This is a genomic window from Diaphorobacter oryzae DSM 22780, from assembly GCF_059568935.1.
This window is the reverse complement of the sequence record NZ_JCANUL010000007.1, coordinates 161,571-171,837: the sequence shown is the minus strand read 5'-3', so window position 1 is coordinate 171,837 and position 10,267 is coordinate 161,571. Positions and strand designations below refer to the sequence as shown.

12 protein-coding genes are annotated in these 10,267 nt (G+C 68.6%); 1 reads left to right on the top strand and 11 read right to left on the bottom strand.

From position 1 onward, the window contains the following. Positions 1–13: 13 nt before the first annotated feature. The 6 genes from BP68_RS13050 to BP68_RS13025 form a co-directional block, all read right to left on the bottom strand. On the bottom strand, positions 14–1,795 hold the full coding sequence (locus BP68_RS13050) for a putative bifunctional diguanylate cyclase/phosphodiesterase (protein WP_496372412.1): 1,782 nt from the start codon (positions 1,793–1,795) through the stop codon (positions 14–16). A gap of 282 nt (positions 1,796–2,077) precedes the next feature. Continuing rightward, positions 2,078–2,692, bottom strand: coding sequence for an SCO family protein (locus tag BP68_RS13045; RefSeq protein ID WP_496372411.1), 615 nt, complete (start codon positions 2,690–2,692; stop codon positions 2,078–2,080). Positions 2,693–2,701: 9 nt separating this feature from the next. Beyond that, the gene (gene cyoE, locus BP68_RS13040; RefSeq protein WP_496372410.1) at positions 2,702–3,640 is read right to left on the bottom strand and encodes a heme o synthase; all 939 of its coding nucleotides are present in this window, start codon (positions 3,638–3,640) and stop codon (positions 2,702–2,704) included. Then, on the bottom strand, positions 3,637–4,833 hold the full coding sequence (locus BP68_RS13035) for a COX15/CtaA family protein (protein ID WP_496372409.1): 1,197 nt from the start codon (positions 4,831–4,833) through the stop codon (positions 3,637–3,639). Before BP68_RS13035 ends, cyoE begins: the two co-directional genes overlap by 4 nt. Continuing rightward, the gene (locus BP68_RS13030) at positions 4,830–5,579 is read right to left on the bottom strand and encodes a redox-active disulfide-containing membrane protein (protein WP_496372407.1); all 750 of its coding nucleotides are present in this window, start codon (positions 5,577–5,579) and stop codon (positions 4,830–4,832) included. The genes BP68_RS13035 and BP68_RS13030 overlap by 4 nt, the downstream gene beginning before the upstream one ends. After that, positions 5,521–6,303 (bottom strand): SURF1 family protein, encoded by a 783-nt coding sequence (locus BP68_RS13025; protein ID WP_496372405.1) that lies wholly within the window; start codon positions 6,301–6,303, stop codon positions 5,521–5,523. The genes BP68_RS13030 and BP68_RS13025 overlap by 59 nt, the downstream gene beginning before the upstream one ends. Before the next feature lie 15 nt (positions 6,304–6,318). Between BP68_RS13025 and BP68_RS13020 the strand changes: the two genes are divergently transcribed. Continuing rightward, positions 6,319–6,543: a twin transmembrane helix small protein gene (locus BP68_RS13020; protein ID WP_496372403.1), complete on the top strand. Its 225-nt coding sequence runs from the start codon at positions 6,319–6,321 to the stop codon at positions 6,541–6,543. 159 nt (positions 6,544–6,702) lie between these two features. Here the strand turns inward: BP68_RS13020 and BP68_RS13015 are convergent, their stop codons facing one another. Genes BP68_RS13015 through ctaD form a run of 5 tightly spaced genes read right to left on the bottom strand, consistent with a single transcriptional unit; the run spans position 6,703 to position 10,263 of the window. Continuing rightward, positions 6,703–7,584, bottom strand: a complete 882-nt coding sequence (locus tag BP68_RS13015; RefSeq protein ID WP_496372401.1) for a cytochrome c oxidase subunit 3 — start codon at positions 7,582–7,584, stop codon at positions 6,703–6,705. 60 nt (positions 7,585–7,644) lie between these two features. Continuing rightward, entirely contained in the window at positions 7,645–7,866 is a 222-nt protein-coding gene (locus BP68_RS13010; RefSeq protein ID WP_496372399.1) for a DUF2970 domain-containing protein, read from the bottom strand. Next, positions 7,863–8,483, bottom strand: a complete 621-nt coding sequence (locus BP68_RS13005; protein ID WP_496372397.1) for a cytochrome c oxidase assembly protein — start codon at positions 8,481–8,483, stop codon at positions 7,863–7,865. The genes BP68_RS13010 and BP68_RS13005 overlap by 4 nt, the downstream gene beginning before the upstream one ends. A 13-nt stretch (positions 8,484–8,496) precedes the next feature. Then, the gene (locus BP68_RS13000) at positions 8,497–8,607 is read right to left on the bottom strand and encodes a cytochrome oxidase small assembly protein (RefSeq protein ID WP_496372395.1); all 111 of its coding nucleotides are present in this window, start codon (positions 8,605–8,607) and stop codon (positions 8,497–8,499) included. Between the two features lie 21 nt (positions 8,608–8,628). Beyond that, positions 8,629–10,263, bottom strand: coding sequence for a cytochrome c oxidase subunit I (gene ctaD / locus BP68_RS12995; protein ID WP_496372393.1), 1,635 nt, complete (start codon positions 10,261–10,263; stop codon positions 8,629–8,631). Between the last annotated feature and the right edge of the window lie 4 nt (positions 10,264–10,267).

Genomic DNA, 10,267 nt, shown 5'->3' with positions numbered 1-10,267 from the left:
CGGCTCGGTGCCGTCAGTCCTCGGCGCCGGGCTCCGGCCCCTCCAGTGAGCGCGCATGCAGCACGGCCACATCCTCGGGCGCCATGGCCTTGGCGAAGAGCCAGCCCTGGTAGCACTCGCATTGCAGCCCCCGCAGGAATTGCAGCTGCGCCTCGGTCTCCACCCCCTCGGCCACCACCTGCAGGCCCATGGTGTGGGCCAGCGCCACCACAGCGCGCACCAGCATGGTGTCGTCGCTGCTGTGCGGCACCATGCGCATGAACTCGCGGTCCACCTTGATGCGTGACACCGGCAGCTGCTTGAGATGGGCCAGCGAGGAATGGCCCGTGCCGAAGTCGTCCAGCGCCACGCCCACGCCCAGCGCCCGCAGGCCGGTCAGCACCTGGCGCGCCTGCTCGGGGTCGGCCACGGCCTCGGACTCGGTCACCTCCAGCTCCAGCAGGTCGGGCGGCACGCCGTAGGCGCGCAGGTTGCGCGCCACCTGCTCCACCAGATCGGTCTGGCGCAGTTGCTGGGCCGACAGGTTCACCGCCACGCGCAGCGCAATGCCCTGCTGCATCCAGGCGGCGATCTGGCGGCAGGCCGCGGCCATGACCCAGGCGCCCAGCTCCAGGATCAGGCCCGTGGCCTCGGCCACGGGCACGAAGCGGTCGGGCGCCACCTCGCCCAGTTGCGGGTCGTTCCAGCGCAGCAGGGCCTCGACGGCCACCATGCGGCCACTGGCCACCCCCACCTGGGGCTGAAAGCGCAGCACCAGCCCGCCATAGGCCAGCGCGATCTTGAGCCGGTCGCGCAGCAGGATCTTCTCGGCCATCTTCTGCCCCATGAGCGGCTCATAGAACGCGAAGTTGGCGCGCCCGCGGTGCTTGGCGTGGTACATGGCCATGTCGGCATAGCGCAGCAGCGAGGTGGAGTCGCCCGCATCCTGCGGAAACAGCGCAATGCCCATGCTGGCCCCGAAATTCAGCTCGAAGCCGTGCACGCGGCAGGGCATACACAGCGCCTGCAGCAGGCGCGCGGCGATGCGCTCGGCGTCGCCGGCCTGCCCCACGCCCGGCAGCAGCACGGTGAACTCGTCGCCCCCCAGCCGCGCCAGGGTGTCGCCCTGGCCCAGCACGCCCTTGAGGCGACGCGCCACCTCCAGCAGCACCTGGTCCCCCGCGGCGTGGCCGTAGCCGTCGTTGATGGCCTTGAAGTCGTCCAGGTCCAGCAGCAGCAGCGCAAACGGCTGGGCGCGCAGGCTCGTGTGCTCGGCGATGGCCTGCTCCAGCCGTTGGCCGAACTGCCAGCGGTTGACCAGGCCGGTCAGCGTGTCGTGCGTGGCCTGGTAGTGCATGCGCGCCTCCAGCCGCCGCAGGTCGGAGATGTCGCGCACGAAGGCCACCACAGTTCCGCCGTAGGCCGACGAATGCCCGAGCGCGATGTCCACCGGCACCTGGCCGCCGTCGCGGCGCTGCAGCCACAGGTCGCGCCCCATGCCCATGGGGCGGCGGCTGGGATTTTGGTGGTAGCTGTGCATGTGTGCGGCATGCCCGCCCCGCACATCCGGCGGCAGCAGCAGATCGACATGCTGGCCGCGCAACTGTGCGCTGCTGTAGCCGCTGATGCTCTCCATGGGCGCATTGACCATGAGGATGCGGCCCTGCCGGTCGGCCACCACGATGCCGTCGGGCGCGGCGTCCATGGCGGCGCGCTCCAGCGCGCCGTCCTGCAGGCTGGTGATGCGCTGCAAGAAGGCGGCGGCGGCCTCGCGGGAGGAAGCGTCTTCCGGATGGCCCGGGATCGGCGCATGCATCACGCCCCCTCCATGCCAGTGGCGGGCGACGCTGTGCATGCATTGGCAAATAGGGCCATGGCGCGTGGTGTAGGCGAAAAGGTTCAAGCCGGGGCCCACGCCCGCACACCCGCCCGGGGCGGACGGATGTGCCGAGACTGCGGACCATCAACGCACTCTAGGCATGGCCGCTGGCTGGCTGCACGCTTTCGCGCGCCAAGGTGACGCGCACGTCACTTTGGCAGGCGTCGGGCGGCGCGGTTTAGCGACACAAACCCACGGGGGCCGCCCCCGGCGCGCCTGTCAGCCGCGGGCTTCCTCCAGCAGGGCGCGCACGTCGGCCGCCAGGCTTTGCGCGCCGCTGCCGTAGCGGTGGTACACGCGCAGCCGGCCGGCGGGATCGTAGACATAGCTGCCGGCGGAGTGGTCCATGGTGTAGCTCGTGGGCGTCTGGCCGTCCACGCGCTTGTAGTAGATCTTGAAGTCCTTGGCCACGGCGGCGAGCTGCTCGGGCGTGCCGCGCAGCGCGAGGAAGCTGGGGTCGAAGTTGACCATGTAGGCCTTGAGCACCTCGGCCGTGTCGCGCTCGGGGTCCACGGTGACGAAGATGCCCTGCAACCTGTCGCCGTCGGCCCCCAGCGCGCGTTTGACCTCGGCCAGTTCCGACATGGAGGTGGGGCACACGTCCGGGCATTGCGTGTAGCCGAAGAACACCACCACCACCTTGCCCGCGAAGTCCTTGAGGCTGCGCGCCTGGCCGTTGTGGTCGGTCAGCGGCAGGTCGCGCGCGTACTCGGCGCCGGTCAGGTCCACGCCCTGGAACTTCGGCCCCTTGGGGGTACAAGCAGAGAAAATGCCTGCAGCGCCGATGTAGAGAGCGCAGGCAGCTATACTTTTAATAGCATCACGTTTTTGCATGGCCAGGAATCACAGTACGTAATGGTCCACCAGCAGCGCCGCGAACAGCAGGCTCAAGTGGATCAGGGAGAAACGGAAGGTCTTGCGCGCGAGCTGGTCGGAATAGTCGCGCCACAGCCAGAAGCCGTACAGGCAAAAGCCCGAGCCGAGCACCACGGCGGCGGCCAGGTAGATCCACGAGCTCATGCCGTAGACGAAGGGCATGAGGCAGCCCGCGAACAGGATCAGCGTGTACAAAAACACCTGCAGCCGCGTGAACTCGTTGCCGTGCGTGACGGGCAGCATGGGCAGGCCGGACTTGCGGTAGTCCTCCACGCGGTACAGCGCCAGCGCCCAGAAATGCGGCGGCGTCCACAGGAAGATGATGAGGAACAGGATCAGCGCCTCGGGGCCCACGTCGCCCGTCATGGACGACCAGCCCAGCACCGGTGGCATGGCGCCCGACGCGCCGCCGATCACGATGTTCTGCGGCGTGAGCGGCTTGAGGATGACGGTGTAGATCACCGCATAGCCGACGAAGGTGGCGAAGGTGAGCCACATGGTCAGCGGGTTGACCCAGACATACAGCAGCGCCGAGCCCGCCGCGCACAGCGCGGCGGAGAACAGCAGCGTCTGCGCGTTGGACAGCTCGCCCTTGGCCGTGGGCCGCCAGGCGGTGCGCTTCATCTTGGCGTCGATGCCCTGCTCCACCAGACAGTTGAAGGCCGCGGCCGCGCCGGCCACCAGCCAGATGCCCGCGCTGGCCACGGCCATCAGCGCCCATTGCGCGCCGCTGGGCATGCCGGGCACGGCCAGCACCATGCCGATGAAGGCGCAGAACACGATGAGCTGCACCACGCGCGGCTTGGTCAGCGCGTAGAACTGGGACAGCCGCGACGGCAGCGCGTGCGGCGCGGCGATGCGGGGCGAAGGCGCCGGCGTGGGCGCTGGGGCAGGAGCGGCACTCATGCGGAAACTCTCTCGGCGGAACGGGGGCGGGCCTGCGGCGGCAGGGCCCGCGCTTCGGTGGCGGTGGCGGCGCGGCTGGCCGTGAGCGCCCAGGTCAGCACCACGACCAGCGCCGCGGCGCCGCCCGTGTGCAGCACGGCCGCCACCAGAGGCCAGTCCAGCACCACGTTGGACAGGCCGGTGACGAATTGCAGCAGCGACAGGCCGGCCAGCCAGCGCGCCTGGTCGCGCAGCACGCCGGCGCGCGCCAGGCGCCACACCAGCAGCGCCAGCACCAGCAGCACCGCATAGGCCGCGAGCCGGTGCACGTAGTGGATGGCCGTGAGCGCGGCAAAGCTGATGTGGCTGCCGTCTTGCAGCAGGCCCAGGGCGCGCCAGATCTGGAAGCCCTCGGCAAAGGCCATGTCGGGCCACCAGCTGCCCTGGCATTGCGGGAAGGTGGTGCAGGCCAGGACCGCGTAGTTGGTGCTGACCCAGCCGCCCAGCACGACCTGCAGCGCCACCAGCGCCGCCGCCGCGGCCAGCAGCCGGCGCAGGCCGCGCGGCAGCGCCGCGGGCGCCACGCCCCGGGTGGCCTGCGTCTGGCGCACGGCCTGCACGCACAGCAGCGCCAGCAGCACCAGGCCCCCGATGAGGTGCAGCGTGACGATGGCCGGGAACAGCTTCATGGTCACCGTGAGCGCGCCGAACGCGCCCTGCAGGCAGACCCAGACCAGCGTGACCGTGGGCCACCAGGGGCTGAGGGGCGGCGGCGCGCCGCCCTCGCGCAGCGCGCGCCGCCGCTGGCGCCACGCGGCCACGGTGAGCGCGATGATGAGCACGCCCACGCCGGTGGCCAGGTAGCGGTGGATCATCTCCACCCAGGCCTTGCCGTGCGTGACCGGGCCCGTGGGCATGGCCTGCTGCGCGGCGGAAATCTCGGCATGCGCGCCCATGGGGCTGGCGCTGCCGTAGCAGCCCGGCCAGTCGGGGCAACCCAGGCCCGAGTCGGTCAGGCGCGTGAAGGCGCCGAACAGCACCAGGTCGAAAGTGAGGAACAGCGTGAGCACCGTGAGCGCCTGCAGGTGCCGCGCGGGGCCGCGGCCCCGGCTGCGCCACCAGACCCAGGCCAGCGGCCCGAGCGCGATCGCCACGCCCAGCGCCATGATCTCGATGATCGGCGCAAGGTCGTAGAGCGGCTGCATGTCGGTCATGGCTGCGCCGCCTCCCGGCCGGCCTGGTCCCACGAGGACGAGGCGCGCAGCAGGCGCTCCAGGTCGCGCTTGGCCTTGGCCGCGCCAGCGCGGTCCAGCCAGGCGGGAAAGCGCATCATCCAGTTGCCCATGGGATCGACCACGTACAGGTGGTCGGGCAGCCGGTGCCCGGCCTCGGGCGCCAGCCAGGCGGCCAGCGCGGCGCCGTCCATGCGCAGCACCGTGGCCTGCCCCAGCCCGGGGGCGATGTCGGCCGGCGGCGAGGCACCGTCCGGCACCAGCCAGACCCAGTCCATGCGGTCCTTCTCGCGGCCCATGCTCTCGCGCAGCTGCCGCTGCAGGTACAGGTTGTTGCGGCAGCCTTCGTCGCAGGCGCCGGGCGCCACGCTCACCAGCAGCCACTGGCCGCGCAGCGCGTCCAGCGGCAGCTCGGCGCCCGCCAGGGTCGTCACGCGCGCCTGGGCCGGCATGGGGCGCTGCGGCTCGATCAGCTCGCCGAAGTTGCGCCGCCCCTCGGGCCGCACCACGTAGTAGGTGAAGTACGAGGCGACCACGGGCGCGGCGCAGACCAGCAGCAGACCCAGCATCTGCCAGCGGCCGCTGCGCGAGCGCTGCAGCGCCGCCACGGCGTCGCCCGCCTGCGGCAGGCTGTGCACCGTGAGGCCCAGCGGCTGCTGGCCGCCGGGCTCAGGCGCGCGGTTGGCGGCCTGATCGAGGTATGCGTCGGACGATTTGGAACCAGACATAGAGGATTGCCACCAGGCCGCAAAGCCCGAACCATTGGAAAGCGTAGCCGTAATGCTTGTCCACGCCGCTGTCGACGGGCGCCCAGTCGCGCCGCAGCCCTTCGCCGGCGGCGTCGGTCTGCACCACAGTCAGGGGCAGCAGCGCCAGGCCGGTCTCGGCCCCATAGGCGGCCAGGTCCAGATTCTGCCGGATGCGCGAAGACCCCTCGTCCCCAGCGGACGCCGCGAACTCATAGAGGCGCGCGGGCGGGCCCGCCACGCGCCCGCCCACGGCCACCTCGCCCGCTGGCGTGGCGATGTCCGGCAGGCGCGTGCGGTCTTGGAAGTTGCGCGGCACCCAGCCGCGCTGCACCAGCACGGCTGCCTGGCTGCCGCCCAGGCGCAGCGGCGTGAACACGAAGAAGCCGGGCCGCCCCTGCATCTGGCGGTTGTCCAGGAACACCGTGGCCTCGGGCAGCCAGTGGCCCTGCAGGGCCACGCGGCGGTGCAGCAGCGTCGCGGCGGCGGTCCCTGCCCCGTCTGCCTGCGCCTGCGCCCGCAGCAGCTCGGCGCCCTGCAGCGGCGCCAGCGCCTGGCGCTCGTCGATGGCGGCCTGCAGGGCCAGCTTCTGCGCGGCGCGCGATAGCTGCCAGCGCCCCAGCGAGGCCGTGGTCGCCATCGCCACCAGGGCGGCCAGCGTGACCAGCCAGAAGCGCAGGCCGAAGGGGCGTGGTGCGGGGTTCACCGGATAATGGGCTCCATGAAAATTCTGGTGGCACTGGCGTTTCTCGCCATCATCGCAAGCCTGGGCTCGGCGCTGTTTTTCATGATGCGCGGCGGCGGTGATGACCGGGCGCGCGGCAAACGCATGGCCCACGCCCTGGCGCTGCGCGTGGGGCTGTCGATTGTGCTGTTCCTGTGCCTGCTGCTGGCCTGGAAGCTGGGCTACATCCAGCCCACGGGCCTGCCCGCCGCGGCGCACTGACGGCAAAAAAATGAGCGTCTGGCGCTTGTTGTCCAATGCTTTCAGAGGTTTTCAACATTGAATTCCTTATGCAGCAAGCGCCAGCAGCTATTCTTTTGAAAGCAACGCCCGCGTAAAAAAAGCGCCTTGCGGCGCTTCTTGCCCGGAGGCGCTGGCGGCTCACATCCAGTACACCAGGATGTACAGGCCCAGCCAGACCACGTCCACGAAGTGCCAGTACCAGGCGGCACCCTCGAAGCCGAAATGCCGCTCGGCCGTGAAGTGGCCCTTTTGCAGGCGCAGGGTGATGAAGAGCAGCATCAGCATGCCCACGAACACGTGGAAGCCGTGGAAGCCCGTGAGCATGAAGAAGGTGGAGCCGAACACGCCCGAGTTGAGCTTGAGGTTCAGGTCCGTGTAGAGGTGGAAATACTCATAGCCCTGCACGCACAGGAAGGTGATGCCCAGCAGCACGGTGAGCCACATGAAGCCGATGGTCTTGGCGCGCAGGCCTTCGCGCAGCGCATGGTGCGCGATGGTGAGGGTGACGCCCGAGGTCAGCAGCAGCGCCGTGTTGATCGTGGGCAGCCAGAACGGTCCCACGGTCTGGAAGGGCTCGACGATGTTGGCCGGGGACGCCGTGGCGCCGGCCGCCACGGTGGGCCAGACGGCCTTGAAGTCGGGCCACAGCAGCGCGTTGTCCAGGCTGCCCAGAGCCGGCACGGAGTGCGCGCGCGCCCACCACAGGGCCGTGAAGAACGCGCCGAAGAACATCACCTCGGAGAAGATGAACCAACTCATGCTCCAGCGGTAGGAGATGTCGATCTTGCGGCCGTACAGCCCGCCCTCGCTCTCGTGTGCCGCGTCGCGGAACCACTGGTAGAGCACGAACAGCCACCACGCCAGGCCGAAGGCCAGCGAGTACTTGCCCCAGTCATGGCCGTTGATCCACTGGCTCGCGCCCAAAATGACGAAGAACAATCCGGCCGACGCCAGCACGGGGTGGCGCGACTCCGCGGGGACGTAGTAGTAAGGCGTCGTGCCGGGGGTAGATGCACTCATGTCAGCTCCTCGATCTCAAAGTTCTTGGTTGTCTCGTGCTTGTCGTTGCGGTGGTATCTCTCAGACGACCCAGTTCACCAGCCCTATCAGCAGCAGCACCAGCGCAAAGATGCCCACCACGCCCACGAACACGATGTGCAGCGGCTGCAGCTGTTCCTGGTCCTGCTGGTATTCCGCGCCCTTGCGCAGCCCGATGAAGGACCAGGCCACTGCCCGCAGGGTGCGCAGCAGCGAGCCCCGGCGCTTGGCCGGCGGCTGCGGCGAACGGCCGTTGGTGCTCATGTGCCGGTCTCCGCACGCGCGCCTGCGGGCGCCGTGGCCGTGGACTGGGGTGCGGGCGGCGTCTTGCCGCCCACCTCGAAAAAGGTGTAGGACAGCGTGATCGTCGTGACGTCCTTGGACAGCCGCGGGTCGATCACGAAGGCCACGGGCCATTCCTTCTTTTCGCCCGGCTCCAGCGTGTACTGGCTGAAGCAAAAGCATTCCAGCTTGCTGAAATGCGCCGCCGCCTGGCGCGGCGCATAGCTGGGAATGGCCTGCGCGGCCATGCGGCGGTTCTGCACGTTCTGGAACTCGTACATCACCGTCGCCAGCTCGCCCGGGTGCACCTGGATGGAGCGCTGCGCGGGCTTGAAGTCCCAGGGGCCGCGCGCGTTGGCGTCGAACTCCACGGTGATCAGGCGGCTCTTGTCCACCTGGGTGTTGGCGGGCAGCTTCACGTCACGGCCCGCCACGCCGTTGCCCGGCACCTGGCGCTCGGACAGCGAGAGGATGTTGATGCCCGTCATCTCGCAAATATGCTTGTAGATCGGGATCAGCACATAGCCGAAGGCGAACATGCCGGCAGCCACCACGGCCAGCTTGCCCACCATCTTCAGGTTCTCGCGGTGCATGGCCATGGTCCGTCTTCCGTCAATGCAGCCAGGCGATCTTCACCACGAATCCGATGAAGAAGGCCAGCACCACCGATGCCAGGATCAGCGCCATGCGCAGGTTGGATTTCTTTTGCTCGGGCGTGGTCATGGGGGCCTTCCCGCGCCTTGGTCAGCCGATCACCCGCGTGGCGGTGGCGTCCAGCTTGGGCGGCACCTCGAAGGTATGGAAGGGCGCCGGCGAGGGCACTTCCCACTCCAGGCCCTCGGCGGCCTCCCAGGGCTTTTGCGGCGCCTTCTCGCCACGCCCGCGCATCGCGGGCAGCACGACGAACAGGAAGAAGTACACCTGCATCAGCCCGAAGCCGAAGGCGCCCACGGAGGCCAGCGCGTTGAAGTCCGCGAACTGCATGGGGTAGTCGGCATAGCGGCGCGGCATGCCCGCCAGGCCCAGGAAGTGCATGGGGAAGAAGGTGATGTTGAAGGTGATCAGCGAGCCCCAGAAATGGATCTTGCCGCGCATTTCGGAATACATCACGCCGGTCCACTTGGGCGCCCAGTAGTAGTAGGCCGCGAACATCGAGAACAGCGAACCCGCCACCAGCACGTAGTGGAAGTGGGCCACCACGTAATAGGTGTCCTGCAGCTGGATGTCGATGGGCGCCATGGCCAGGATCAGGCCCGTGAAGCCGCCCATGGTGAACACGAAGATAAAGCCCACCGAGAACAGCATGGGCGTCTCGAACGTCATGGAGCCGCGCCACATGGTGGCCACCCAGTTGAAGATCTTCACGGCCGTGGGCACGGAGATCAGCATGGTGGCGTACATGAAGAACAGCTGGCCGGTCACGGGCATGCCGGTCGTGAACATGTGGTGGGCCCACACGATGAACGACAGGATGGCGATGGACGAGGTGGCATAGACCATCGACGCATAGCCGAACAGCTTCTTGCGGCTGAAGGCCGGCACGATCTGGCTGATGATGCCGAACGCCGGCAGGATCATGATGTAGACCTCGGGGTGGCCGAAGAACCAGAAGATGTGCTGGTACATCACCGGGTCCCCGCCGCCGGCGGGGTTGAAGAAGCTGGTGCCGAAGTGGCGGTCCGTCAGCGTCATGGTGATGGCGCCGGCCAGCACGGGCATCACGGCGATCAGCAGGTAGGCCGTGATCAGCCAGGTCCAGGCGAACATGGGCATCTTCATCAGCGTCATGCCCGGCGCGCGCATGTTCAGGATGGTCACGATGATGTTGATCGAGCCCATGATGGAGCTGGCGCCCATGATGTGCATCGCAAAGATGCCCACGTCCATGCTGGGCCCCATCTGCAGCGTCAGCGGCGCATAGAGCGTCCAGCCCGCGGCGGGCGCGCCGCCCGGCATGAAGAACGAACCGACGAGCATGAGCGCGGCGGGAATCAGCAGCCAGAAGCTGAAGTTGTTCATGCGCGCGAAGGCCATGTCGGACGCGCCGATCTGCAGCGGAATCATCCAGTTCGCGAAGCCCACGAACGCCGGCATGATGGCGCCGAACACCATGATCAGGCCGTGCATGGTGGTGAGCTGATTGAACAGCTCGGGGTTCACCAGCTGCAGGCCGGGCTGGAACAGCTCGGTGCGGATCAGCAGGGCCAGCACGCCGCCGATCATCAGCATGGCGAAGGAGAACAGCAGGTACAGCGTGCCGATGTCCTTGTGATTGGTGGCGAACACCCAGCGCCGCCAGCCGGTGGGTGCATGGTGATGGTCGTCATGGCCGTGCGCGTGACCGCCAGCGTGCCCGTGATTGTCCAGAACTGCGCTCATGGTT